24 protein-coding genes and 1 pseudogene are annotated in these 26,118 nt (G+C 60.0%); 16 read left to right on the forward strand and 9 right to left on the reverse strand.

What is annotated here, in order from left to right; genetic code table 11:
• The first annotated feature begins 30 nt into the window (after positions 1-30).
• Positions 31-1,080 carry a patatin-like phospholipase family protein gene (locus tag B0G74_RS39790; RefSeq protein ID WP_132382565.1) on the forward strand — a complete coding sequence of 350 codons (1,050 nt, stop codon included), beginning with the start codon at positions 31-33 and terminating at the stop codon, positions 1,078-1,080.
• 91 nt (positions 1,081-1,171) lie between these two features.
• Positions 1,172-1,786 (forward strand): hypothetical protein, encoded by a 615-nt coding sequence (locus B0G74_RS39795; protein WP_132382567.1) that lies wholly within the window; start codon positions 1,172-1,174, stop codon positions 1,784-1,786.
• Positions 1,787-1,819: 33 nt separating this feature from the next.
• On the opposite strand, the gene B0G74_RS39800 is transcribed toward B0G74_RS39795, so the two are convergent.
• Positions 1,820-2,743 (reverse strand): LysR family transcriptional regulator, encoded by a 924-nt coding sequence (locus tag B0G74_RS39800; RefSeq protein WP_132382569.1) that lies wholly within the window; start codon positions 2,741-2,743, stop codon positions 1,820-1,822.
• Between the two features lie 112 nt (positions 2,744-2,855).
• On the opposite strand from B0G74_RS39800, the gene B0G74_RS39805 reads away from it, so the two are divergent.
• Both B0G74_RS39805 and B0G74_RS39815 read left to right on the forward strand, forming a co-directional pair.
• Positions 2,856-3,839, forward strand: coding sequence for an aldo/keto reductase (locus tag B0G74_RS39805; RefSeq protein ID WP_132382571.1), 984 nt, complete (start codon positions 2,856-2,858; stop codon positions 3,837-3,839).
• 401 nt (positions 3,840-4,240) lie between these two features.
• A complete protein-coding gene (locus B0G74_RS39815; RefSeq protein ID WP_132382573.1) occupies positions 4,241-4,621 on the forward strand; it encodes a LysR substrate-binding domain-containing protein in 381 nt (126 codons plus the stop codon).
• A gap of 22 nt (positions 4,622-4,643) precedes the next feature.
• Here the strand turns inward: B0G74_RS39815 and B0G74_RS39820 are convergent, their stop codons facing one another.
• Complete coding sequence (locus B0G74_RS39820; protein WP_132382575.1) at positions 4,644-5,657, reverse strand: TIGR03571 family LLM class oxidoreductase; 1,014 nt, start codon at positions 5,655-5,657, stop codon at positions 4,644-4,646.
• 397 nt (positions 5,658-6,054) lie between these two features.
• Between B0G74_RS39820 and B0G74_RS39825 the strand changes: the two genes are divergently transcribed.
• Positions 6,055-6,576, forward strand: coding sequence for a heme-binding protein (locus B0G74_RS39825; RefSeq protein ID WP_132382577.1), 522 nt, complete (start codon positions 6,055-6,057; stop codon positions 6,574-6,576).
• 83 nt (positions 6,577-6,659) lie between these two features.
• Here B0G74_RS39825 and B0G74_RS39830 read toward each other — a convergent pair whose 3' ends face one another.
• The gene (locus tag B0G74_RS39830; RefSeq protein ID WP_132383285.1) at positions 6,660-7,082 is read right to left on the reverse strand and encodes a VOC family protein; all 423 of its coding nucleotides are present in this window, start codon (positions 7,080-7,082) and stop codon (positions 6,660-6,662) included.
• Positions 7,083-7,355: 273 nt separating this feature from the next.
• Between B0G74_RS39830 and B0G74_RS39835 the strand changes: the two genes are divergently transcribed.
• Complete coding sequence (locus B0G74_RS39835; protein WP_132382579.1) at positions 7,356-7,661, forward strand: DUF4148 domain-containing protein; 306 nt, start codon at positions 7,356-7,358, stop codon at positions 7,659-7,661.
• Between the two features lie 254 nt (positions 7,662-7,915).
• Positions 7,916-9,646 (forward strand): FAD-dependent oxidoreductase, encoded by a 1,731-nt coding sequence (locus B0G74_RS39840; RefSeq protein WP_132382581.1) that lies wholly within the window; start codon positions 7,916-7,918, stop codon positions 9,644-9,646.
• A 234-nt stretch (positions 9,647-9,880) separates the two neighbouring features.
• Here the strand turns inward: B0G74_RS39840 and B0G74_RS39845 are convergent, their stop codons facing one another.
• From B0G74_RS39845 to B0G74_RS47210, 4 genes and pseudogenes are all read right to left on the reverse strand, one after another.
• Positions 9,881-11,056, reverse strand: coding sequence for an FUSC family protein (locus B0G74_RS39845; RefSeq protein ID WP_132382583.1), 1,176 nt, complete (start codon positions 11,054-11,056; stop codon positions 9,881-9,883).
• A gap of 400 nt (positions 11,057-11,456) precedes the next feature.
• The gene (locus B0G74_RS39850; RefSeq protein WP_132382585.1) at positions 11,457-11,888 is read right to left on the reverse strand and encodes a TerB family tellurite resistance protein; all 432 of its coding nucleotides are present in this window, start codon (positions 11,886-11,888) and stop codon (positions 11,457-11,459) included.
• Between the two features lie 84 nt (positions 11,889-11,972).
• Positions 11,973-13,622 (reverse strand): class I adenylate-forming enzyme family protein, encoded by a 1,650-nt coding sequence (locus B0G74_RS39855; protein WP_132382587.1) that lies wholly within the window; start codon positions 13,620-13,622, stop codon positions 11,973-11,975.
• A 341-nt stretch (positions 13,623-13,963) separates the two neighbouring features.
• A pseudogene (locus B0G74_RS47210) lies at positions 13,964-14,142 on the reverse strand (porin); the annotation flags it as partial.
• Positions 14,143-14,623: 481 nt separating this feature from the next.
• Here B0G74_RS47210 and B0G74_RS39865 point away from each other — a divergent pair.
• Positions 14,624-14,905, forward strand: a complete 282-nt coding sequence (locus B0G74_RS39865; protein WP_132382589.1) for a hypothetical protein — start codon at positions 14,624-14,626, stop codon at positions 14,903-14,905.
• Between the two features lie 71 nt (positions 14,906-14,976).
• On the opposite strand, the gene B0G74_RS39870 is transcribed toward B0G74_RS39865, so the two are convergent.
• Positions 14,977-16,533 (reverse strand): hypothetical protein, encoded by a 1,557-nt coding sequence (locus B0G74_RS39870; protein WP_132382591.1) that lies wholly within the window; start codon positions 16,531-16,533, stop codon positions 14,977-14,979.
• Positions 16,534-16,916: 383 nt separating this feature from the next.
• Here B0G74_RS39870 and B0G74_RS39875 point away from each other — a divergent pair, with 383 nt between their 5' ends.
• From B0G74_RS39875 to B0G74_RS39885, 3 genes are all read left to right on the forward strand, one after another.
• Positions 16,917-17,888: a LysR family transcriptional regulator gene (locus tag B0G74_RS39875; RefSeq protein WP_132383286.1), complete on the forward strand. Its 972-nt coding sequence runs from the start codon at positions 16,917-16,919 to the stop codon at positions 17,886-17,888.
• Between the two features lie 121 nt (positions 17,889-18,009).
• Positions 18,010-18,699, forward strand: coding sequence for a nitroreductase (locus tag B0G74_RS39880; RefSeq protein ID WP_132382593.1), 690 nt, complete (start codon positions 18,010-18,012; stop codon positions 18,697-18,699).
• Between the two features lie 190 nt (positions 18,700-18,889).
• Positions 18,890-19,525, forward strand: a complete 636-nt coding sequence (locus B0G74_RS39885) for an NAD(P)H-dependent oxidoreductase (RefSeq protein ID WP_243658539.1) — start codon at positions 18,890-18,892, stop codon at positions 19,523-19,525.
• A 135-nt stretch (positions 19,526-19,660) separates the two neighbouring features.
• Here the strand turns inward: B0G74_RS39885 and B0G74_RS39890 are convergent, their stop codons facing one another.
• Positions 19,661-20,218, reverse strand: a complete 558-nt coding sequence (locus B0G74_RS39890) for a DUF4863 family protein (protein WP_132382595.1) — start codon at positions 20,216-20,218, stop codon at positions 19,661-19,663.
• Positions 20,219-20,718: 500 nt separating this feature from the next.
• Between B0G74_RS39890 and B0G74_RS39895 the strand changes: the two genes are divergently transcribed.
• From B0G74_RS39895 to B0G74_RS39915, 5 genes are all read left to right on the forward strand, one after another.
• On the forward strand, positions 20,719-21,852 hold the full coding sequence (locus B0G74_RS39895; protein WP_132382597.1) for a porin: 1,134 nt from the start codon (positions 20,719-20,721) through the stop codon (positions 21,850-21,852).
• A gap of 138 nt (positions 21,853-21,990) precedes the next feature.
• The gene (locus B0G74_RS39900; RefSeq protein ID WP_132383290.1) at positions 21,991-23,364 is read left to right on the forward strand and encodes an MFS transporter; all 1,374 of its coding nucleotides are present in this window, start codon (positions 21,991-21,993) and stop codon (positions 23,362-23,364) included.
• 77 nt (positions 23,365-23,441) lie between these two features.
• Positions 23,442-24,407 (forward strand): LysR family transcriptional regulator, encoded by a 966-nt coding sequence (locus tag B0G74_RS39905; RefSeq protein WP_132382599.1) that lies wholly within the window; start codon positions 23,442-23,444, stop codon positions 24,405-24,407.
• A 164-nt stretch (positions 24,408-24,571) separates the two neighbouring features.
• A complete protein-coding gene (locus B0G74_RS39910) occupies positions 24,572-25,063 on the forward strand; it encodes a hydroxyquinol 1,2-dioxygenase (RefSeq protein WP_106301548.1) in 492 nt (163 codons plus the stop codon).
• Between the two features lie 35 nt (positions 25,064-25,098).
• On the forward strand, positions 25,099-26,094 hold the full coding sequence (locus tag B0G74_RS39915) for a hydroxyquinol 1,2-dioxygenase (protein ID WP_132382601.1): 996 nt from the start codon (positions 25,099-25,101) through the stop codon (positions 26,092-26,094).
• Positions 26,095-26,118: the final 24 nt, after the last annotated feature.

Raw genomic sequence — 26,118 nt, forward strand, 5'->3', positions numbered from 1 at the left:
CCGAATCCGCAGTGACCCAGGAGACGGGAAATGACGACGAAGAATACAAGACGTCGCGGCGATGACGAGCACAAGCCGGTCGCGCTGGCTTTGCAAGGTGGCGGGATGCACGGTGCGTTCACGTGGGGCGTGCTCGACCGGCTGCTCGAGGACGGCAGGCTCGCGATTGAAGGGGTGAGTGCGACCAGCGCCGGCTCGATGAATGCCGCGGTGCTCGCGTACGGGCTGCTGAAAGGGGGCGGGGACGGCGCACGGCAGGCGCTCCACGATTTCTGGTACGCCGTGGCGCAATCGGCCGAGCGTTACAACCCGTTGCGCTGGATGCCGTGGCTGAAAGGGACGCACAGCTTCGGGTTCGATCATTCGCCGTTATATGCGTTCGCCGATATGGCGCTGCGGATTTTCTCGCCCTACCAGTTCAATCCGAACAATCTCAATCCGCTGCGCGAGGTGCTCGACAGTCAGGTCGACTTCACCGCGTTGCGAAAACAATGTCCCATCCACCTGTATCTGTGCGCGACCAACGTCGAGACTGGGAAAATACGCCTCTTCACGGGCGAGGATATCTGCGCGGACGCCGTGCTTGCATCCGCGTGCGTGCCGACGCTGTTCCAGGCGATCGCCATCGATGGTGAACACTACTGGGACGGCGGCTACATGGGAAATCCAGCCATCTACCCGTTGATTTACCACTGCAATACGCGCGATGTCGTGATCGTCCACATCAACCCGCTCGTTCGCCGGGGCGTGCCGATTACGGCTGCCGACATTCTCAACCGCATCAGCGAAATCAGCTTCAATTCGTCGCTGATGCGTGAGATGCGCGCGATCGCCTTCGTCACAGATCTGATTCAGCATGGCAAAGTGGATGGTAACGAGATGAAGGAGATGCTGATCCATTCCATTCGATCCGACGAGGCAATGTGTGCGCTCAGCGTGTCCAGCAAGTACAACGCCGATTGGGATTTCCTTTGTGGACTGCGCGATAACGGGCGGCGCGAGGCCGATGCGTGGCTCACGCATCACTACCGGAACGTTGGGCAACGCTCGAGTATCGACATTCGCGAGGAGTTTCTTTGAGCATTGCGAGTCGATCGCCGCACAGCAACGAGGTCGCGATAGGCACGGCACCGGACGCTCACGCGTCGGCGCATGGTGCAAAGGGGCGGGAATGAGTCAGACGCAGGCGCGCTTCATCGCATTGTGGTCACGCAGCGGCGGCTTGCGCGGCGAGGCCGCCTATGCTGAGCTGGCGCAGCTATATGCCGAACCGGCGCGCTATTACCACACGCTGCGTCATATCCGCCGGTGCTTGCGCGATCTCGACCTGGCGCGTAGCGCGATTCCTCATCCCGATGTTGTGGAGCTTGCGCTGTGGTGTCACGACGTGATCTACGTTCCCGGCGCGCGGGACAACGAGCAACGCAGCGCGGACTGGTTCCGGCAATGGGCAGATGACCGTATCGCTGCGGGCGGGCGTATCTGCGAAATGATCCTGGCGACGAAGCATACGCGTGTGCCGGCCGGATTGGACGACCGCTTTGCCTGCGATATCGACCTCGCGGTGCTGGGTGCTCGACGCAATCGTTTTCGCGAGGACGGGGTGCGCCTGAGAGCGGAACGTCCCGACCTCGACGAGCGCGCCTACGACATGCACGAACGGACGATTCTGGGCAAGCTGCTGGCACGTCCGCGCATTTACTACACCGATTTTTTTCATGCCCGCTGCGAAACGAGCGCGCGGAGCAATCTGATATGGAGGCTTGGCCTGCCAGTGCCGCGATGACCGTGAGGTGGCGTCCGTCAACAGTCTTTGCGGTCAAAGCGCGGACGGTGTGTCTTTCATATCGCCTTCGGCCCACTCCCGAACTGCATTCGCAAATAATCGAAGTGCTGTTGGTGGGTGGCGATTCGCCGGGTAGTAAAGGCAGAGCCCAGGAAATGATGGGCTCCACTCAGTGAGCAACTGGACGAGGCGCCCCGACTGTACGTGCTCGGCTGCAATGTAATCCGGAATCCACGCAATACCTATCCCGTTGAGCGCTGCCTCGATCATGAGGTTGAGGTTGCCGAGCGTCATCGGACCATCGACATCGATGCTCGCGCTCTTTCCGCGACGTTCGAGATCCCATCGATACAGGGCGCCGCTCTCGAAACGAAAGCGGATGCATCGATGTTGCGCAAGATCATGGGGCGCCTGAGGCGCGGGATGTTGCCGTAAATAGTCCGGCGATGCCACGGCCGCGAACCGCATATCGTCTCCGAAGCGCACGGCGATCATGTCGCGTGGAACGTCTTGCAGCACGCGAATGCCCGCGTCGAATCCATCGGCAACGATATCGACCAACCGCGTATCAACGACGATTTCGATATGTATGTCCGGATATCGCGTCAGGAAGCCTGGCAAGACGCCGCGCACGAGCGGTTTTGCCGCGGATTCAGACGCGCTGATGCGGATCACGCCCGACGGACGGTCGCGCGTGGAAGCCGCTTCGCTCACAGCGCTTTGCAGATCGGCGAGGGCGGGACCTACGCGCCGCAGCAACCGCTCTCCTGCCTCGGTGAGCGCGACCGAACGCGTCGTCCGGTTGAACATTCGCACGCCCAGACGCGCTTCGAACGCACGCATGGCATGGCTGAGCGCCGACGGCGACACGCCCAGGTTACGCGCGGCCGCACTGAAGCTGCGCTGATGCGCGATCTCCACGAAGATCGTCAGATCCGAAAGACCAGCTTTCTGCATAGTTGAGAGATGTTCATAAGCCCATGCAATTGTAGGCCGATTGTTGAGTCCATCACAGCAGACTAAGCTTCATCTTTCACATTCCATTTGGCGATCCGAAGGAGATAGAGCAATGCAGAAGCGCAAGCTTGGTAACGGTGGACTCGAGGTGTCGGCGCTCGGTCTAGGTTGCATGGGTCTCAGCTTTGGTTACGGGCCGGCCGTCGGGAGAGCCGACGGCATCGCGCTCATCCGTTCGGCGTTTGAGGCGGGCGTGACCTTTTTCGATACGGCAGAGTGCTACGGCCCGTTCGTCAATGAGGAACTGGTGGGCGAAGCGGTTGCGCCGTTTCGTGACCAGATCGTGATCGCGACGAAGTTCGGGTTCCAGGACGGCGATTCGAAGAATCCGTCCGACTGCCGTCCCGAACGCATCCGCGCGGTCGCGGAGGCGTCGTTGAAGCGGCTCAAGACCGATCGTATCGATCTCTTCTACCAGCATCGCGTCGATCCAAACGTTCCGATCGAAGATGTCGCGGGAACCGTGAAGGACCTCATTCGGGAAGGCAAGGTCAAGCACTTTGGTTTGTCGGAGGCGGGCGCTCAGACGATCCGCCGTGCTCATGCCGTGCAACCGGTCGCCGCGCTGCAAAGCGAGTACTCGTTGTGGTGGCGCGAGCCGGAGCAGTCCGTGCTCCCAACGCTCGATGAGCTCGGTATCGGCTTCGTTCCTTTTAGCCCGCTCGGCAAGGGGTTCCTGACCGGCGCGATCAACCCGGGTACCGAGTTCGCCTCGAACGATTTTCGTAACGTCGTGCCGCGGTTTTCCGAAGCGAATCGCAAGGCGAATGCGGCGCTCGTCGACTTGCTCGGTGAGATAGCGGCCGGAAACGGCGTGACGCGCGCGCAAATTGCACTTGCCTGGCTGCTTGCACAAAAGCCAGGGATCGTGCCGATTCCGGGCACCACGAAGCTGCATCGGTTGAAAGAGAACGTGGGGGCCGCAGCTGTGGAGTTGTCGGCGGGCAATCTCGCGGCGATCGAATCAGCGTTACAGCATGTTCAAATTGCCGGAGAGCGCTATCCGGCGCATATGCAGCAACGTATTGATCGCTAACGCAAATCAATCGAACAGGTGACGAGGACCCGATATGCAGCAAGTGACTCTGAGCAATGGCGTTGACATGCCTATCCTTGGCTTCGGCGTCTATCGGATACGCGACCACGATGAATGCGAGCGTTGCGTGATCGACGCGATCAACGCGATCAGCGCGCTGCAGTCCGCGTCCGCACCATGCGGGCACCTATTGGCGCACAATGATCAACCCACGGGTGCCTGCACTGCAGGTGTGAAGGTTCGCATCACTCGCCAGCGTATGGTCGGAAGATCGCCCGACACAGTGACGCGGACATAGCAGCCGGAGTAACGTCCGGCCGCCCGTGGCCACCTCGTCGCTCGCGAGGATCGGCAGGAGCATGGCGACGACAGCCCGGAGCGCGTCCAGGTTTTGCTGACGGATGGACCGGCCGGGCTACATTTCGACTCGGTGCCGCTACGATCGAGATAAAAGACGCAGGCCTGGGGAGCGTGAATTCCGGTTGCAGAACGCCCGCTTCAAGGTCAACGTACCCGATGCGATGGCGGCCGCCTTGCACGAAGGCATGGGCATCGGTGCGCTGCCGACGTTGACGATAAGATCGGCGTTCAAGTCCGGCTCGTTGATTAGAGTGCTGCCCGACTATCATCTTCAGCTTCTGAATATTTACGCGGTCTATGCATCGCGCCAGTACCTCGACGCGAAGATCAGAACATGGATTGATTTCTTGCGGGAGTCGATCGCACAAGCGTTAAGCGCCGACGAGGCTGCATTCGGAACCACGCCCGTCAAGTTATCCTGAAGAACGGCGCCGTACGGGGCCGTCATTGAGGAGGGAAAGCGGAGAGTACGATCGAGCCGAGTTCATCGAGTATCTCGACATACGGACGCGGCGTAACCCGCGGGTTGAGCGCAACATGATTGACGCCCGCGTCGCGCGCCTGCTCGAGGAACTCTCTCAACGCACGGCTGCCTATGGCGAACCCACCGCGAATTCGTGTGAACGGATGATCGGGCTTCGGATGCAAATAAAGGAAACCACCAAAGGCGAGTGGTTTGAATGCAGTCGTGTTGGCGGTGGACTGTGTGAGGCTGCGCCATTCTTCTGCAAAGCTGCGCAACTCGGATGGATCCGGTACGAACCCGAGGTAACCATCCATGTTCTCGGCGATCCACTGCAACGTTTGCTGCGAGCGGCCGACGGCAATGGCGGGCGTGCGGCCATACGGCGGCTTGGGAAGCATATCCAGCGCACCCAGCGATCGTCCGAAGCGCGCCGACGCGAATTGCGGGAACGCGCTTTCGCTGACATTCCGATAAACACCGTAGGCGTCTCTGAACCGTTCGCCGCGCGTCTCGAAGTCGATGCCGAACGCGGGATACTCCGACGGCCGGTCACCACTCGACATGCCGATCACAACGCGTCCGCCCGTTAGTTGATCGAGCGAGTTGACCTGTTTCGCCAACAGCAGCGGCTCGCGCATCGGCAGCACGATGCCGGTCGTGCCGAGCGTGATATTGCGCGTTGCGGCGGCGAGGTGCGCGATATAGATCAGCGGCTCGAAAATCTGCCCGGTGTCGCCATAAGCGGGATCGAAGAACGGGATGTCGCGTGCCCATAACGCCGCGACGCCCAGGCTCTCCGCGCGTTGCGCCATCGAAATGTGGTCGCGCATCGTAGGATGCGGCATGCCGGGGTGCGTTTCCAACGGCAGAATCAGCCCGACAGTGAGTTCGCGCGGCTGGAATACGCGGCTGTATCCCGGATGCAATTCGAGTCGAATCGTGGTCGCGGTTGCGGTTGCGTCGGTGTGGGCAGGGGTGACGGACATATCCATGGCGGTTCCTCAGAGCGTGATGGGAGAGTACGCACTTTCTCGTCGGGGAAAAACGCAGCCATGCAAACAACACTTGATACACGGAGTCATCAACCGTGTTCATAAGACCTTTTCCATCTGGGCGATGAATGCGCGAATGACGACCTCGTTCGCACCGCGGCGTGAGAGACCGTGGCGTACGGAAAACAGCCGATACGTCTTCCCGGAAGCATTTATTCCATCGAGGCAAAACTGTTGTTCGGCGAGGGGTCGTGCCAAACAGCCACCGTGACTTCTATAGTTCGCTTGGACCGCATGCCGGATTTATCAGCCAACCTGTACCAAGGCTCTATGTGCGCACTACTGCCCTTTATCGATCTGTTCAAACGGTGCCATGGCGGCGCCGCACGGTGTAATCATGAAACGTTTTAGTCTGATCGCGTCACTCTGTGTTGCGTCGCTCATGTCGCCGGCAATTCAGGCGCAAGAACCGCCGCCGTCCGGCTACCACTACAGCTTGCCCCTCGACGTCGCTCTCGACGCGGCGAAAGAAGCGATACGCGTGTGTGAAACGAAGCATTACTGGGTGACCGCCACGGTGCTCGATATGGATGGCGTGCCGCAAGTGGTACTGCGCGGAGACAGGAGCACGGTACACACCGCTGAATCGAGCATGCGTAAAGCGTTCACCGTCGTGACCATAGGGCCGGAATTCGGCTTTGACCGGTCGAGTGGCTTTTTCGAATTGATGAAGACGAGTCCGTACGCACCGCAACTCGCGACCGTGCACAACGTCATGGCGTTGCCGGGTGCGGTAGCGTTCAAGGTGAACGGAGAGATAGTGGGCGCGCTCGGTATCGGCGGCGCACCCGGCGGCGACAAGGACGAAGTGTGCGCTGCGGCGGGCGTAGCGAAAGTCGCGGACCGCTTGCCGCACTGAGCCGTCGAGTCTCACTAAAAGTCCGCGATGCATGCCGGGTCGGCAAGAAGATCATCGGGCGAGATCTTGGTAACAGTACGCGCTCAGGCGGCCGCAACTCGTGGATCGAAGTCGAACTCGAGCCGAATTCCGCCCGGTTCGAAAATCATCGTGTGCCGCTTTGGGCCGGCACCCAAGGATTCGGGTGCAAATTGAACTTCGACACCAGGCCATTTGGACACCTTCGAGAACACGTCGTCGAGCGCTGCTTCACTGCCGACGCGCAGGGCCAGGTGGTGCAGGCCTACGTTCGTTTTGCGGTCGAATTCCACGCGGCCCGCTTGATTCTGCACTTCCCACAGCGTCAGCATCACGTGCCCGTCAGACACGAATGCAGCCGGATAGTCCGGCTTCTCGCCAATTTGCGTCCATCCCAAACAATTGATGAAAAAGTCGCGAGTGAGATTCAGATCACGAACGGTCAAGCCGATGTGATCGATGCCAAGCGTCAGCGGTTTCGCAGTCATTTCGAGCCTCCGGGTTGTGGTGATGATGCTACCGCAGAAAAGCAATGTCGATCGATGGCGCGCGGGGCGGCGCGATCAGATCGCAATGGATGTAGTCGGGACGCTCAGTCGTGCATGGCGAGCCAGTCGATGCGTGCATTCACGCGCACCCGGTAAACGATGTCTTGATTGATCTGGGGTTAACCCCGACAACGTTGAAGCATAGACTTCATTCACCGCTTCAAACAACTGATTCTGTCGCAGGCAGGTCCAACATTTATCGAGGTGTTTGTCATGAAATCATTTATCCGTGGAGTCCTTATTGCCGGCGCTCTTGTGATTCCCGCTGCGTCGTTCGCTCAATCGACGGAGCACACGACACGTGCGCAGGTCCGCGCAGAACTCGTGCAACTGGAGAGTGTGGGTTATCACGTCGGCGACGGTGATCCGACGCACTATCCTGATGCAATCCAGGCCGCCGAAGCGAAGGTGGCGGCGCGCAATGCATCGACGAGCAACTACGGTGGCGCATCGAGCAGCACATCCCAGTCGAGTGGTGGTGTGTCGGCTGCGGACTGGAATGCAATGTATAGCCGCTGAGCGGTGATGGTGTCTCTTCTGGTACCAGGACGCGGCCATGACGGCCACCCGTCCTGGTTTGCGCTGATGCCCATCCATAGAGTCCGACGCGGACTCAAACAACGAATACAAGAACTCTTGGCCGGCGGCAATAACTCGATTACTCTTTTCATTGCAATCGCGTAGGCGGTCATAGCGCCGCGTCATTGCCCTGCGCACCGGTGACTGTCGGGCAACCGATGGCGGCGCCCATCAGCATTGGAGGAGAAGCCGCGATGAGCAACGAGTCAGGGCCGGAAGGCGGTACGCCTTCCCCTCAGCCTTCCGCGGATGGAAGCCGTATCGACGACGCATTCGCCGATGACCCGGCCGTGCGCGATCACCCGCGTTACCAACAGATGTTTCCGGTGCTCACCGGTGCGGAAGTCGACAAGGTGCGCCGCTTCGGCAGCTTGTCCCGTTACGTCAAAGGCGAATTGCTCTACCGTGCGGGAAGTCTCTGCCCCGGAATGTTCGTCCTGCTGTCGGGCAAAGTTCGGATAGTCGGCCGCGATGGCCTCGGCCACGAACGGATCATTCACACCTATACGCAGCGCGGCGAGTTCACCTCGGATGTCACCCAGCTCTCGAGCAAGCCCGCGGTTGTCGACGCGCATGTCGTCGAAGATGTCGAAGCGGTGTTGTTGCGGCCCGACGAACTCAGCACCATGATGATCAGTGAAGCCGATCTTGGCGAAAAGATCATGCGCGCACTGATTCTGCGGCGTGTCCTCGTGATCGAGCGCGGACAGGGGGTGATTCTTGTCGGCTCATCCAATCATCCACAACTGCGCGCGCTGCAGAATTTCCTGCGCCGCAATGCTTTTCCGAATATGACGCTCGATGCCGAGCAGGATGCCGAAGCCATTGCGCTGCTCGAACGCCTGACGCCGCAGCCCGATGACTTTCCACTTGTGGTTTGTCCGGACGGTACTGTGCTGCGAAATCCCGACGAGGGGCAGCTCGCATCTTGCCTCGGACTGATCCCCGAGTTCGATCCGACGCACATCTACGATGTGGCGATTGTCGGCGCAGGCCCGGCTGGACTTGCGGCGGCCGTATACGCGGCATCCGAGGGACTGTCGGTCGCGGCGCTCGACTGTCGCGCACCCGGCGGCCAGGCCGGTACGAGTGCACGCATCGAGAACTATCTGGGCTTTCCCACCGGTATCACGGGTCAGGCTCTCGCGGGCCGCGCGTTTGTCCAGGCGCAGAAGTTCGGTGCACATATCGGCATTCCGTGCGAGGTCAAGGCGTTGTATTGCCATAAGCAACCGCTTGTCATAGAGCTTGCCGATGGCCGCCGCATTGCCACACGCACTGTGGTCATCGCCTGTGGTGCGGAGTATCGGCGACCTGATGTCGAGGATCTCCCGCGCTTCGAACGCTGTGGCGTTTATTACTGGGCTACGCCAATCGAGGCAAGGCTGTGCCGCAAGGAGCCGGTGTTGCTGGTCGGTGGCGGTAATTCAGCGGGGCAAGCGGCGGTGTTTCTGGCCTCACATGCCGAGCATGTGCATATGTTTATCCGCAGCGCGAGTCTCGAACACAGCATGTCGCACTATCTGGCCGAACGTGTCGCATCTCTGGCCAACGTGACGCTCCATACGCGTATCGAACTGACCGCGCTCGAAGGGGCAGCACGCCTCGAGCGCGTGCACTACCGCGGTGCCGGCGGCATTGAAGGAAGCATGACGGCACATCATCTGTTCGTATTCATCGGCGCGGAACCGAATACTGAATGGCTCAAGACATGCAGCGTGTCGCTCGACAGTAAGGGGTTCGTCTTGACGGGGACCGATCTCGAGGAAGCGGGCGTCCATTCCATGCCGTTGCAGACGAGCGTCGAGGGTGTCTTCGCGATCGGCGACGTTCGTTCAGGATCGACGAAGCGTGTCGCGTCGGCTGTGGGTGAGGGCGCGGCCGTAGTGGCGCAGATTCACGGATTCCTGACCGGTGCGCGGTGAGTCATTCGAACTAGCAACCTTCATATTCAGGCTGACGCCTTTCAGCAAATGCGGCGACCCCTTCGGTTGCATCATTGGTAAGCGACGTTTGACGAAACGATACGTGCAGCGAAGGCCAGGTTCGGCGGATCTGAAAAACGGCGTTGACTCGCTGATTTACCGCTAAAAGTATTGTCGCAGCCGAAAAGAACCTCGGACAGAACCTCGCAGCTCAATACGAAGTGCATACGAGTCTTAACGGCTGGCATCCTGAGGCACAGGCGGAATATACAGCCGGCTGGTCACGAGCATCACCGCTGCCAACACAACAATCCCGGTGAGAATGCCGGAAAGCCGCATAAGCGCGGGTAACGGATCGGCTGACCAATGATGATCCTGGACAAACACCATGATGAACGCGATGGTGAACTGCCGGCCCACGTAGCTTGCTCCTTCCCGTCCCGTTTGCACGTGACATCCTGCCCACACGCCGATGGACAGCGCGAGCATGCAGAGCATTGCTTGCCCCTGCATCAGAGGGAGTAGCGCCACACCGATCGCACCGGCCAGCAGACAGCCGGCCACGCGCTGCACCATCTTTTCCATGACCGGCTGCCGCGTTCTGTCTATTGCCAGCCCCGGCGGCACGATCAGCACGGCGATCGCCGTGACCATTGCCTGCGCGAAACCGGGCAGATGCAGCACGTAAGTCAGGGAGGCGAGGATTGTGATGGACAGCGCGGCCTGCAAGCACAGCAGCATGCGGGTCGAGCGCGCTGATTCCAATGGCGGCGTCAAAATCGCAGCGGAAGGCACGCCCGAATCGCCCGCAGCGCGAGCGACTGAAGCCGCCAATGATGTTCTGTTCTTTCGGTACCACTTCGGCCCGAAATGAAACACGCTCGCCACCAGCAGACAAGCAAGTGTTCCGACCGCGACCTCGGCGACTCGTAGCGCCGCGAATATTGCGGTCGCCCGCACGGTCGCGAACTTGTGCGCTTCGTACGTCACCATCAGGGCTGTCACGCCGCTCAGAATCCAGGCGTAGGCCGCTTTGGACCCGTTGGCTCGATACACCGTGACAGCGCCGATCACCCCTAACGCGGGCACGAACAGCCACGGGCGGTCACCAATCCAGGGCCCCGCCAGGGTTCCCAGCGCCGCGCCTATCACCGTGCCCATGATCCGGTGTGCGGCACGCTGCACGGAGCCGGCAAAACTCGTTTGCATGACTGCGAAGCCGCTGATTGCAGCCCACCACGTGTCCGATAGATGCAACGCGTTGGCAAGCGCGACAGAGAGTGCGACCGAGAGCATCGCTTCGGCCCCGAATGTCGCGCGCGCCCCGGAAGGCTTCCAGGCCGCCAGTTCTCGCCCGAGCCCGAATAGGGCCGTCCGGCAGATCTGAGCAAGCGTGCCGAAGAGCGTCATCTACGCCGCCGCAGTCTCGTAACGCGCCTGCGCGAGGGACATAGTGGAGCGGAATGGCCGCATCGCGATAAGTGAGTCTTCCGGGCAAAAGTGATCTGCCAGGCTTCGCGCACATGTGGCCCAAGCACTGCACCCGAATAAAGGAGTACAGGCACAACGTCAGAAAAGACATAGTGATCCATGGGGAACCGGCCTCCGTCGATCGCACGGGTTATGACACTTACCTCGAGTCGTCCTCGCAGCCATGCCGCAGATTATATGGCTGGCGATGCAAAAGGCCATGCATTATCCGGCGCATGGCCTGGCGGATCCGAATGGGCGGCTGATCCGGGCTTCCAGAAGGTCACGTCAGAAGGGGTGACGCGGAATGCCCCATCATCTTCCTGCTAATCCTTGCACGCTACGAAGCGGACGTGCCCGTTAGCGCATCTTGCCGGACAGGACGGGCCGGAAGTTGCCACGCGTCGCGCAACAGTCTCAGGAATTCGGCTTCGCGATCGCAATGGCCGCAGTCCGCCATGACGGCCTCGCTGCACAACTCCAGGATGTCGCGCCGGAGTCGCCGGTCCTGCACATCAGCCGCGAGCCAGGCGAGCGTCGTGGGATCGACGTGACATACGTCGCTCCAACTCAGGTATCCGGAGCGCGTCAGGTCTTCGTACAGCGTTTGCACGATCGAGAGCAGACGGTGTCGATTCAACAACAGGCGCTTTTCCATGCCACAACGATCGAGTGCCTCGAGTTCCGTGAGGCTGAGGTGTCCATCGGTTAGCAGGCATGCCGCCAGGATGCGGCCGGCTGCCTCAGGACTGTTGCATTGATAGTGACGCATTTGCTACTCCTCTCTATATCGGCAAGAACGGATCGGCGAAATGAATCCTGAGATGTTCCAGGTGAATCGCCGTGACAATTCAGTTCACCTCACGCGTTCGCTAAATGAGGAAAACAAAATGTTGGGTGCGTCATGCGGCCGGTTCGGGTTCATTGACGGCGGCATTCTGGCGGCCGCCCAGCCGCCGGTCAGCGGCGAGATTGCCGACCGATTGGAGCGCTGGTCGCCTTGCAGGATCATTTCGATTGCGGTGCGATCGGCTTTTCCCTGTTCAGTAAGCGGCACGCGATCCGCCACGACGATACGAATCCGCTTGGCGACCAAAGGGCCGAGCACGATGTCGAGCCTGCGCATGCATCGCGCAACGTCTGCTTGCCCAGCAACCCACGGTTCGATTAGCGCGTTCCATCCATATTTGTCGGCAGACTGGTCGGCGGCCAGCACTACGGCGTAGCGAACGTCGGGTAAGCGGCACAGGGCATCTTCGATATCGGTGGGGCCGATCGCCAGTCCATCGATTTCCGCCACATCGGTCGCGCGGCCGAGAATGTGCAGATTGGCAGCCTCGTCGATGAAGCCGGCGTCGCCGGTCAGGCACCAACCGTCCTGAAACTTTTGTGCTTCTTCGACCGGCTGATGGTAGTAACCTTCAGCCACAGCGTCCGACCTGACTTCAATGTTTCCGCACTGTCCCGCGCGCGCCAGCGTTCCATCGGCGCGACGCAAACGCACCTCGACGCCGGGTCGAATGCGGCCCGCGCAAGCCAGCAGATCCGGATTCGCCTCGTATGCGGATGGCGGCAGAATGCTGACGAGACCGGTTTCGCTGGCACCGTACATGTGCGTGAGCACAGGACCCAGACGCGCGATCGCGCGTTGCCGCAGTACCGCAGGCGCTGATCCGCCGATGTGCGCAATGGAGCGCAGCGACGACAGGTCGCGCCGGCCGACGTCCGGGTGGTCCATTGTTTCGAACAGCTGAGGCTCGACGAGAAGCACGTCGGTGATGCGATCCGATTCGATTGTCGCGAGCGTCTCCGCGGGGTCGTACCGACGCTTCAGCACGACCATACCGCCGCCGATCAGCGTGTTGTCGACGAGCACTTGCGACAGGTAGGCGAGCGGGCCATTGATAAGCTGACGCCGGTCCTTGTCGTCCGCTGCGCCGACCATCGTTGAATATGTCGCGGAGGACCGGCGGCTGCATTTCGGCACACCTGTCGTGCCGCCCGACGAAACGACGACCGCGAGGTCATCGGGCTTCAGCCGTCCGCGTAACGGCAGATCCGACTGCACTTGCGCGAGCTTGTCCAGGCGCGACGACGCGGGACCGACGCCGACGAAAACCACATGGCCCTCGACCGCAGCGGGAATGAGGTGAAGGGTTTCCGGGAAGGCTACGAGAAGCGTCGGTTGAACGCGGGCCAGCAAGGTTGCGCGCCGTTCGGCATTCGTAGACGCAGGCACGAACATCGTAGCCGAACCAAGGAGGTTTGCGGCGTAGCGAATCGCAAGCGCGTCTGGGCAATTGGGTGCGAGCAGTGCGACCAGCGAGCCCCGGCCGATGCCATGCACCGCAAGCGCCCGCGCATAGCGAAATATTGCGCTTCGCAGGGTTCCGCCTGTGACGTCATGATCGAGATAGCGCAATACCGCACGATCAGATTGGTTTTCCAGTTGATCGAGTAAGGCGTCAACATAGGGCCGAAAGGCTGTATTCCCGTCGTTTTGCATGATTGCTCCGCTCCAGTGATGCGTGATTCGATATGCGAATCAGGCTGTGCTGTGAAGCGTTGTGCGTTTGCAAAATGAGCGGAGAATTAGCCGGTGCGGAAGGGGCGCTACCTCTCGTCTTCCTTTGCGAGTCGATGAGGGGGCCGTCGTATCGTGAAAGCCGATGTAGATGTCGAATTGGGTCGAGGGTCCGCCTGGTTTGTCAACGGCCGCTCGCCCGGCCAGGTCGAAACTCTGAGGAGGCGTGACCCGGACAGCGCTGTTGAAGCGTTCGGAGCCACAGGGAAGATTCAGACATGTTGAATGCACGCGAGGAAACGGCTTTAACCCAGCGCCTGATGGTTGCCCTGGAGGTTGCCGCCAGCCAGCTGGTACAGGTTGTTGCCCGCCGGATCGGCGTTGTGCACGTACTGAAACGCTTCATCGATGACGCCGTTAGGGTGACGCTGCTTTGCGCATGGACTGCGCCGCTTGCGCTGAGCAGCGCAAGCGAAACCGTAGATAGAGCGATTCGTTTCATCGATTTCTCCACGCAGACGCTTAGTTTGTCATTGCGAAGCTGAGCGTACGCCCACACCCTGGGATACCGAAGCAAAACCAAATTTTCTGTCGAACCCCTGTTGGATTGCCGCAAACAGCGGCTCGAAAAAGCGTTCGATACATTCAGACATCGCCGCTTTTCAATTTCACCAAATACCTTCCTGGCGGAGATCAACTCCTGTTTATTTTCAGGTGGTTACGGTCGGTCAGCGGGTGGACGGATCGGACTTGGCATAACCCGTGCATTTGTAGCTGCGGGCACAACGACGACCGGTTTCGTGCTTTCGCCGCGGCGTCAGCAATATTGCTCACATTTAAAGGGAAATGCGTTGTTCGTTTGAGCCTCTTTGTCAGCGCGCGGCAAGCCCTTTGCCTCTTCGCATCAACGTTGAATAGCGCGCCGAAAATGGACCTGATCCGGGTGCATTCGAGTATTCAACAAACTTATTATTGGAGTCGTTATGAAGGTGAAACTTATCGTCGGTCTATTAGTCGCAAGCTCTGCCGTGTTGGCTGCTCCCGCGTTTGCGAGCGGTTACGGCCCTGCACCTTTCTATCGCCCCGACGTCGGCGAGCCTGCAATGCAACGCAGTCAAAGCGCTCAGACGATGGCTGCGGCAGTGAGTCCGGCAAGCATGGTAGACGAAAACAGCAGTGGCGTTGGCGGTAACGAATCGGTCAGATCGCAGTCTGGCGGGCCTGCCGCGGCTGATAGCGCCAGCGTGATGTATCGCGGCAATTGATAAGCCCGGTCGCGGGGCGCGAGTCAGCCAGCGCTCTGCGACCGAAGTGATGCCCGTTGCCGCGGGCTATTTCAGTTTGCACTCGCGTTTAGCAAAACCATCCCGTGTATGCCCGAAAGCGTCTGTTGCCAGGTGCTGCCGTTCTGTGCGGCCTGGTTATCGTCAAACAAAGGTTGCAGCAACGTAAGCAGATCTTTCGAAACCGATGTGTTCGTTGGCGTGGTGACGTCCGACACCAACACGCCTCTCACGTATTCGGATTGCCGTACAGACTGATTGGACGCCTGGTTCAACGTCGCCTGAAGTAGTTTGCCGCGTTTCGTCGCGATGTTGACTGTGCTGCTTGCGTCGTCGTTGAGCTGCACATAGTCGTAGTTCTGTGACGCTAACGATTTGCGGAGTTGTAGCGTGCCGCCGGCTAGCGCCTGGTGGTAGCTCGCTTGTAGATGCGATCGCTGCGTTTGCGAAATTTTGCCGTCCAGCAGATTGCCTCCGGTTCGCGTGCTCTGCGAGACCTGATAGGAAAAAGTATCCGTTTGATTCACCAGCATCGGATTCGAGGACACCGGGTTATCGGTCATCGAGCCGGTGAAATCGGCCAGACCGGTCAACATGGCGTGATCCGACTGCGCCAGCCACGGCGCATAGGCCGTACCGGGAAGCTGCTGCGACGACGTCCCATAGTCGCTGTTCAGTTGCGTGAACGCGTCTTTGAACATTGACATCAACGCGGTGTTCCCGTGCCCTTTCGCGTTGGCGTTGTCGAACTGCGTCAGATAGCTTGCGATGGCCTGGTCGCGTTGCGCGCCCGAGCCCCAGACTGCGGAATCGCTCGTATCGACCTTGAGATTGATCGTGCCGGCGGAGTCTGTGAGGCTCACGCTCCTCGCTGAACTGTCCAGTGAGATATTGGCTGACACGTTGTTTGGGCCGTCGCCTGTCACATCGAACTGCATATTCACGGACGACAATACCGATGTGTCGTACTGCGTCAGACCGCTCATGTCGAGCGTCGGTGGGACAGCGCTGAGGCCATCGATTGCTTTCTGAAATCCATCGGCCAGCTTGGCCAGGGCGCTGCGCTCGGTGCCGCTCAGCGTCCCGCTGCTCTTTACGCTGACCGCCAGCGTGCCGTCCCCGCTGTCCATTTCAATATCGACCTTGACGCCGCTCGCGGTCTGAACGCTCAGTTTGATATCGCCTTGCGGACTTTGCCCCGATAGTCCGATTGCACCAGCTCCGCCGGCTGCGCCCGCCGAAGCGACCGTGACCGACTGCGAGAAATTGCTACCCGTGGTCTTGAAGCGATCGAGCAGAGCGCTTCCCAGATTGTAGAACTGCCCGGACATCGTGCCGGCCATGTAATCGCCCGCCATCGCGAGAGAGACGGCGTCGGTGTTGCTGTGAGCCCAGGTGATGGTCGGTCCCGCGCTCGCCAGCGTTCCGTGCTGCGTGTACACGATGGGTGATTCGACGCCCGCGTAGGGGATCGTGACAACTGTCGACGCGGTCTCGGTGACGGCATCTTCCGCTACGACGCCGGCTGTCGAAGCAAGGCTGTTCGCCGTGCTCGATAACGGCGCCGCCGTTAGAGGAAAGCCTACATTCAATGACGATAAGGTGGTCATAGTGCCGTGCTTTGTTATTTTTTCGATGCAAGATTGTGGTCATCTGGGCGACGAGCGGCTTCAGTCGATATATCGACTGCAAATTGAAAATCTTTAAACTTAATACTTGGTTTTATGGAAACTCGGGGGCGAAAGAGGGGTTAATCCGCTGTTTCGCTCCGCATCCGCGTTGCTCGCTTATAGCCCCATGCCTTTGCCGGGCTGACCCTCGAACTGCGCCATTTCGTCATACGTTGGGCCACCGGGACGAGGTGTCCCAAATGCGGTCAACGGCCGCCGGCGCGTCCCAAATCCTCCTGTGTCGATGCCTTGGCAGTGCAGTCGCCGAAGCACGAGTCACCGCGAGTAAAATGATGCGACTGCAACGCCAACCAGTTAACACCATGAACCTCGGCCGGATCGACCTTAATCTCTTGCGAGTATTCGACGCAGTGTTCGAGGACCGCAATCTGGTCCTCGCCGGAAAGCGGTTGAATCTTAGCCAGTCCGCCGTGAGTCACGCGCTGGGGCGGTTGCGGGACGCACTGGAGGATGACCTGTTTGTCCGGACCTCGAAAGGGATGGAGCCGACCGCGCGCGCAGTCGCGATGGCAGCCCCGTTGCGCAGCGCCCTCCACCAGATTCAAGTGGCGCTGGGCGACGAGCCGTTCCGGCCGGATGTTGCCGAACGTGAGTTCGTCGTCGCGGCGAACGACTACATCACGATGCTTCTTCTCGGCCGTCTCAGTCAGAGACTTGCCGCCGAAGCTCCGATGGTGAACCTCGTGATACGACCGTCCACGCGGCTGGATCTCGCCGGACAGATCGACATCGGCCGGATCGACATCGCCATTGGAATCTTTGCGGAGGTGCCGCCGCGCTTTCAGTCGATGATGGTGTGGCAGCAGAGAGACGTGCTGGTGATGCGTCAGGATCATCCCATTGGCGAGCGCACAGTCACTCACGACGACCTGTTGAACTACCCACTTGTCGCCGTCTCGCTCGGTGGAGCGGAAGAGGGCGCCGTCGGCGGCTTCATCGTTGAACGGGGTTTGGCGCGGCAGTCTGAAATGTTCGACCGGCAGGCGTTGGAAGATGCCTTTCCAGAGGGATCGGCGCGACCGCGGCTGAGGGTCGCTGTGGCTCATTCGCTGGCGATCCCTGCATTGCTGCGTCACAGTGAGATGTTCGCCGTCGTACCTTCCCCATTGGGACGCGAGTTCGAGCGCTACGGCGAGCTGAAAACGCGGGCAACGCCGTACCCGCCTCCGGAGTCCGCGGTCAGAGCGGTGTGGCATGCGCGAAACGCCCACGACCCGGCGCTGCAGTGGCTGCGGGCCCAGATACTCGACATCGGCAGGCAGGTGCGAAGCTAGGCGGTCCCGTTTCCTTCAAGACCATCTTGCAGTCTTTTCACCGCGCTTGATGTTCTGGCTATGCCATCATGGGGGCACTATGCATATAGATATCCCTAACGCCGCGGAGACCGGTCATCAAATGCATTCGGACGCTCAAGTCGTCGATTCGGTTATCCGGTCACGGAAAGCCGTTCGCGTTTTCCGTTCCGATGCAGTCTCACAGAAAGACATCATAGACATTCTCGATGTCGCTCGCACAGCGCCAAGCAACTCGAACATGCAACCGTGGCGAGTTCACGTGCTGCGTGGGCGTAGCAAGGAGTCGCTGAGTGAGGCGCTTGTGCGCGCCCATGTCGCGGATTTGCATCCGCCGCTACAGCATGTTCCGGACCCCATGCCGGAGGCTTATCGCCCGATGCAGGAGGAGTTCGGCGCGCGATACTACGGTGCCCTTGGTATCGACAAGGCAGACGTCGCCGGTCGCGCCCGCGCCACAGGCCGAAACTTCGGTTTCTTTGGGGCACCGGTCGGCCTGATCTTCACCATCGATGCGAGACTGAAAAAGCACAGCTGGCTCGACTATGGTCTCTTTCTGCAGACGGTCATGATCGCAGCCCGTGCTCGGGGCCTTGATACGTGCCCGCAAGTGTCGTTTGCACGCTATCAGACCATCATCGCCGAGCATCTCTTACTCGAACCGGGCTTTGACGTGGTGTGCGGTATGTCGCTGGGTTACGCAGACCACGATTCAGTGGTCAACAGACTCGCAATTCCGCGCGAGACGGTCGAAAGATTTACTACGTTTGTCGGCTTCGACGAAGAGGCATAGCGCCGAAGGCCGTTGTTTTTGGACCGGCTAATCGGTCGCTCTCCATTTCAGAATTCGCGCGCGTTGCAGTTGCGGCGCGCGCAATCGCCTTGCCGAAGACCCGCGAGCCATGTGCACCGGGCAGGCGTCCCAACGTGTGTACGCGACATGATCGCGGATCATCTAACTCACGTTGAGGATCAGCCGGCAATTGTTCAATCAGTTCCCTTCAATCTCTTTTTTTGACTCCACTACTTTTCGAAATATGACAGTAAAGATCCTTGCCTTTTGTGGGAGTTCCCGCCGCGATTCCCTTAATCGAAAACTATTGGAAATAGCCGCGTCTGCTGCACGAACGGATGGCGCGGAGGTGACGTTTATCACACTCGCTGACTTTCCCTTGCCGATTTACGACGTTGATGTCGAAAGTGCGCACGGTGTTCCTGAGCGGGTTCGAGCGCTGCAGGAATTGTTCGCCAGACATGACGCGCTGTTAGTCGCTTCGCCTGAGCATAATGGCGGCTATACCGCTGTGCTCAAGAACATGCTGGACTGGGTAAGCAGGCCGACCGCGACGGGAAGTTCCGGCTTGACACTCTTCGCCGGTAAGGTCGCGGCGGTTGTTTCGGCATCACCGGGGCCGATGGGCGGGATTCGCGCAATGCTCGGAATGCGGGGCGTTCTCGAGAAGATGGGCGCGATACTGATTCCTCAAGTGTTCTCGCTGGGTTCCGCCCATCAGGCATTTGCCGAGAACGGCAGACTCGTCGATGAGAAAGCAGAAGCAGAAGTGCGACGTGTCGGTCTTGGCCTCGTTGGCGTGACGAAGCAACTGACCGCCCACTGAATGTCGGTGCCCGGGCGCAACTCAACGCGCCCGGCGTGATGCCGGTCTGGCGTTCCCGCCTCTAGATTGAAGAGGAACCGGTATCGATGCGGCACAAGAGCAGGACACGCCGGTATCGACGGTTCCTGCGCATGATCAGTTTGCGTCAGGCGCCTTGACGTTGTACGCAATGCGCCCTGCGGGCAGAAAAAACAAAGCGATAATTGCGCCGCCCTTTGCTTCCGGATAGTGATGACTGCCCGGCGCCGGCGCGGTCCATCCGCCATAACACCAGCCGTTCGGACCGGCGAGGGCCGCGCCTTCGTTTAGCGACACCACCATGTTGAATTCGCCATAGGGATGCGCGTGGTAATCGCCCCGGAAGCTTCCCTCCGGATTGTTCTGGTCGTTGCCGGTGCTATCCATATAGACCGCCGTAATGCTGAATCCAAAGGTCTCTTCTGACGGATCGACAAGACGTGCACGCCGATACCTGCGCCCGGAGATCTCGATGTTGGCCGCCCAGCCTTCTTCCACTACGCCAATCGTAATCAGGCGCTCGAGATCTTTATAGAACTCGCTCGATGTGCCGTATTTTTCGTTGAGCCACTGTTCGACCTCATTGCCCGTAGTCAGATCCTTGACCTCCTCGAGAAAGGGCAGGCATTTCGCTATGAGTTCATCTCTACTGCTTGAGTTATTGGCTTGTGACAAGTTGGTCCTCACTGGTCTGAGGGGCTGCGTGTGCAGCCCGGGTCGACGACGCCGCGTCGAAGATGGTGGGCTTTGCCCGTCGACGCATAACGACTGGGCGCTCACCGCTGCGGTCACGATGCCACATCGCTGCTGGAGGACGAAGGGGATAGTTTTCAATACCACATTGAATGATGTTCAAGTGCCGCACACCGCTGCGTTCAATAGGCAAATGAACACAATTCATCTCGATACTCGAGGCCTCCGGCGCTTCTCTCTCAAGCACGTTAGCGCATGAAAATCACCGCTGATCACGCCGTGAAAAGAAAAGTACATGCGTCTGTGTCCTTACAGGAGAATTTAAATTTTCCAAATGTCCGGCGAATACGCTTCGTATTTTCGTGGCCCCGTGTTTCACCGTGTTGTTGCTTTTTATTTGCAAACATAAGCTCCGCACCAATGATCCGTATCACATAAAGTACTTTGGATAACGAAGCGACTAGCCAATCATTGGGAGGAGTATGAAGCGTGGAAGGGTTGCAGCGTTCGGTCTCGGGATGTTGAGTGCATCGGCCTTCGCACAAAGCAGCGTCACACTGTATGGTTTGATCGATACCGGCATCGAGTACGTGTCTCATGCAAATTCCGCCGGCGACCACGTCGTTCGGATGCCGGCCATCAGTGGGGAATTGCCGTCCCGGTGGGGGATCCGCGGCACCGAGGACCTCGGGGGCGGCTGGAAGGCGATCTTTACCCTGGAGAATGGCTTCAATACGAGAGCCGGAGACATTGGGCAAGGAGGGCGGTTGTTTGGGCGCCAGGCGTGGGTCGGCATTGACGGGCCGTGGGGGGCGCTAACCTTCGGGCGCCAGTACAACATGGTTTTCTGGGCTTTGTCCGATGCGGACATGCTGGGCCCCGATGTCCACGGGATCGGCGCGCTGGACAATTACCTGCCCAATGCGCGAAGCGATAACAGTATCGTCTACAAGGGCACCTATAAAGGGGTGACAGTCGGCGCCTCGTATTCGTTCGGACGCGATGCGGCCGGCACCGGCAATTCGCCGGGACAGGGTACATGCGCCGGTCAGGTTCCAGGCCAGTTCAACCCATGTCATGAATGGAGCGCAATGCTCAAATACGACGCGGCAAGTTTTGGCGTTGCGACTGCATACGACGAACAGCGAGGCGGTGCGAACGCCGCGGCTAATTTCTTTGACGGCATCGGCACTTTTCCCATTGCGTCAGGCGCAGACAAGGACACGCGCATCGTGGCGAACGGCTACGTGAAGTTTGCCGGGTTGAAGGTCGGAGCGGGGTGGCTCGGAAGACACGTCGAGACGAACTCCGCCGCGGCGCCCGACGTACGGTCGAATCTTTACTTCGTAGGCGCCCAGTATTTCGTGACCCCGAGTTTTGTGATCGATGGCGAAGGCTTTCGGATCGTGGTCCGGGAGCAGGATGCGCGGGCAACGATGACAACGCTGCGCGCCACTTACTTCTTGTCGAAAGCCACTGCTGTCTATATCGGCGGTACGTATTTGTGGAACAGCGCCAAGGCGCGCTTTTCCGCGAGCGTGGGCGGCGGGGGCACGACGCCGGCGGCGGGCATGGGTCAGTTCGCTACGATGGCGGGAATTCGGCACTTGTTCTAACTGGGCGCGTGCGCGAAGCGCGAGTTGCCCGATAGAAGCGACGGGTATCGTGCTCCGTGAATCCGCAGGGCAATCATTAACCAAGGCAGGCGGACAGTGTTCTTGCGAACGCTCCGCCCGTTTGATCACGGAGTTTGCATGAGCACACGAGATATCGGCGAGCAGAACTTACTCAACGTGGAACAGTTCATTGACGAACGCAGGTTTTCACCCTATCAGTGGTTGATTCTGTTTTTCTGCTTTCTGATCGTCGCGCTGGACGGATTCGATACCAGCGCAATCGGCTTCGTTGCGCCGGCGATCGCGAAAGAGTGGGGAGTAACAAAAATCGCGCTTGGGCCCGTACTAAGTGCGGCGCTCGTGGGCCTCGCGATCGGTGCGCTGCTTGCTGGACCCGTTGCCGACAGGATCGGGCGTCGCAAGGTTCTGATCGGCTCAGTCTGTTTTTTCGGCGTGTGGACGATTGCCTGCGTATTCGCTACGGGTGTTTGGCAACTGTCGGTCTTTCGCTTTTTAACCGGCATTGGGCTTGGCGCGGCACTTCCCAACTCGACGACGTTATTGTCGGAATACGTGCCGGCGAGATGTCGATCCTTGCTGCTGAATGTCATGTTCTGCGGATTCACCTTAGGCGCGTCGGCCGGTGGCGTCGTGTCGGCCGCATTGATACCAGACTTCGGATGGCGCTCGATCTTCCTCGCGGGCGGCATTGCGCCCGTCCTGCTTGCATGTGCCCTTGTTGCGCTGCCCGAGTCCGTGCGATTCATGGTGATCAAAGGCTGGCCGGATGATCGGATTCGTCGAGTACTTCGAAGAATTGCCAATGGTGAGCTGGTGACTGCTTCAAAGTTCTCTGTATCTGATCGGGTAGGGGAGAAGGAAACCGCGCCACTTGCTCTCATCCTCTCTACGCGTTACAGGTTCGGCACGTTGATGCTGTGGCTAGCGTACTTCATGGGTCTGCTTGTCTATTACATGCTGACGAGCTGGATGCCGACGATGATCCATGACGCGGGCTTCACACTGCGCCAGGCGTCGTTGGTGTCGGCACTGTTTCCGGCAGGAGGCGTAATCGGCGCATTGGGTTGTGGCTGGTTGATGGACCGCTTCAATCCGTGGCGAGTGGTCGCGCTCGCATTTCTGTTGTTGGGCGCCGCTGTCTGCGCGATGGGACAGGGCACGGCCAATGTTCAGTCGCTTGCGATCGCGACCTTCGTGGCGGGTGTCTGCATGACGGGCGCGCAAATGTCGATGCTGGCCCTTGCGGCGCTGTTCTATCCCACGCACGGGCGCGCTTCCGGCGTGGCGTGGATGCTGGGTATCGGGCGTCTGGGAGGCATTCTCGGCGCGCTCGGCGGGGGAGCGCTTTCTGCTGCCGGCTACAGCATGATCGCCATTTTGACGTCGATGGCCGCGCCCGCATTCGTCGCAGCCATGGCATTGCTTGTCGCGGTATCGGTCAGTAATAAGCAGGGAAGCCTGCAGGCGGCGGTTGTCGAGCCGAGTCCATGAGAAGGCGCGCGCCATCGAATTCGCGATAGGATCTCGGTACAGACCGGATGGTGCTCGCCCCGGCAAGAGGAGACAGCATGGACCTATTCATGTCGATGGAAGCGTTCGTACGCGCCGCGGAAGCGCAGAGCTTCGCCGGCGCGGCGCGCCAGTTGGGCGTCGCCAAATCGGTGGTGACCTCGCGCGTCAAGCAGCTCGAAGACCATTTCGGTGTGCCGCTCTTTCATCGATCGACCCGGGCGGTGCGCCTGTCCGAACTCGGCGAGACCTACTACCGCGAGTGCGCCGAGCTGGTCACCAAGGTTCACGATCTGTCCGGCCGCTCGCGTGGCGATCCGCAGGCGCTCGCGGGCACGCTCAATATCCACGTCCTGCCGGGCTTCGCGCTCGGCCATTTTTCGCAGACGCTGATCGAATTCCGCGCCGCGTACCCGCGCGTGGAATTCGTCGTGACCGTCAACGACCGCGTCATCGATCCGGTTCAGGAAGGTTTCGACCTGGCGTTGCAAATCTATCCGCCGGCATCGAACCTGCTGGTCGAGCGGCGTCTCTTTCCGGTGCGCGGCGTGCTCTGTGCCGCGCCCGGCTATCTGAAGGAAGAGCCGCTGATCGAGACACCGCTCGATCTGCTGCGGCACGACTTCGCGCGCTATTCGTACTACCCTTGGGGCGACAAGTGGCCGCTGATGCGCGGCAACGAATGCTTCGAAATCGCGCTGAATCCGGTGCTCAAAACCAATAGCGTGCATCTGCTGCTGGAATTCGCGAGGGCCGGCGCGGGCGTCGTCTATCTTCCGACCATGGTCGCCGCCGCCGATCTGCTCGAACGCCGGCTGGAACGTGTGCTGCCGGAATACGCGGCGCCGCCGCTGTGGCTCTCGGCGGTGTATCCTGCCTCGCACCGCTCGACCACCAAGGTCAAGGCCTTCGTCGACTTCCTGCGCGCGCGCTATCTGCGCGAACCGCAGTGGGACCGGGCGCTCGGCATTGCGCCGCCGGACGACGAAACGAAAAGCGTCGGCGAGGAACTGTCCGATAGTTAAGGCCTACCCGAGGCCAATGAGGGTTCGCCACCAGGTAGTTTCCCTGGCGCGATTTTGGAGCACCCAAGGTTCGCGTTTCCCGACCCTCAGAACATTGCTGTAGCGCCTGTCGCCGCTTAATCTTCGATGCAAGCAACGCATTCGTGGATCAACTGGAGGCAGACATGCAACAAACCTGGTTCGGCAGCCTGGACAACTTTCGGAAAGGCTCCATCGAAATCATCAAGGGCAAACCGGAACATTACGCCATGTCGAATGTATTCGACGTCGCGAGCCGCGCTGAGCCCTACGAGAAAGTCGTCGTCGGCAAGAATCTCAAGTACGTGATCGAGACGCTGCGCGCGGAAGGTTCGTCGCCGTGGTTTGCTGCGTCGCACGATGAGTTCGCGGTCGTGCTCGACGGCGAAATCGACATCTATTTCATCAAGCCGTCGGACGGCCCGCTGGTCGACGCACAGACCGAAGGCAGCGTGCGCCTCGAAGGCCAGCCCTCGGGCCAGTCGATGGGCCATGTGCGGCTGCGCCGCGGTCATCAGGCGCTGCTGCCCGCCGGCGCCGCCTATCGCTTCGAAGCAAAGACAAAAGGCGTGCTGCTCGTGCAGACGATCCTCGGACGCTATTCGGTCGAGAAGTGGGCCGACATCTGCATCCACTGAATCCCTCTACACGATCCATCTTTTCGGAGCCCATCATGGACAAAGTCAGCACCCTGCAAAACGTCACCGCGAGCGAGGCCGACGCGGTGACCGGTTATCGCACGTTCTGTCTCGGCGACTTCGAATTCAGCCGCGACGCTTATTTCGCCACCGTCAGGTGGCCGGCCAAAGGCCAGATCCGCTCGCACCAGATGCACGCCGACGACTTCCTGCGCGCGATGATGCGCGACGTGGCGTGGGGCTTCTTCTACGGCTGGGTCAACTTCGACGAAGTGATCGGCACGCGCAATCACTACGGCAAGGTCGACATGTACGCCGGCGCGTATAACGCGAGCTTCAAGGAAGCGGGCGTCGACCATATGCAGCAGTTCGACACGCCGCTCATCATGGCGACCTTCAAGGCGATCCTGAAGGACTGGGTCAACGAAGGCTTCGACCCGTTCGCCGCGCCCGAAGAAACCGGCTCCGCGTTCGGCACGAAACATGGCGACAACATCGCCGCGATCGAGCGCACGCGGATTGCCACCAAGCGCATGCCGGGCCTCGAAGGCGATTCGCCGTTGCGCGACGATCTTCCCGTCAATCGCCAGTTTGCCGACGTCGGCCAGGACGAACCGGAGATTCACGCGGAGCCGGGTTTCGAAGGCGCTCTGCATGCGTTCAGCCTCTTCAAGTACCTGTCGCGCTCGGACGTGACGTGGAATCCGTCGGTTACGTCGGTGTGCCAGCAGAGCCTGTTCTGCCCGACCACCGAGGAATTCGTGCTGCCGGTGTTCCACGGCAACGACCGCGTCGAGTGGTTCCTGCAACTGTCCGACCAGATCATCTGGGACGTCGCCGACAAGGACAGCGGCGAGCCGCGCGCACGCATCACGATGAACGCGGGCGATATCGCCGCGATGCCGGCCGATATCCGCCACAAGGGCTATTCGCAGAAGCGTTCGATGCTGCTGGTGTGGGAGAACGCGACCCCCGATCTGCCCAAGCGCTACGAAAGCGGTGAACTGCCGCCGTATCCGATTCAGATGTAACTCCCCGGCATTCCCCCCGATCGT

The organism is Paraburkholderia sp. BL9I2N2 (assembly GCF_004339745.1).
GTDB lineage: Bacteria > Pseudomonadota > Gammaproteobacteria > Burkholderiales > Burkholderiaceae > Paraburkholderia.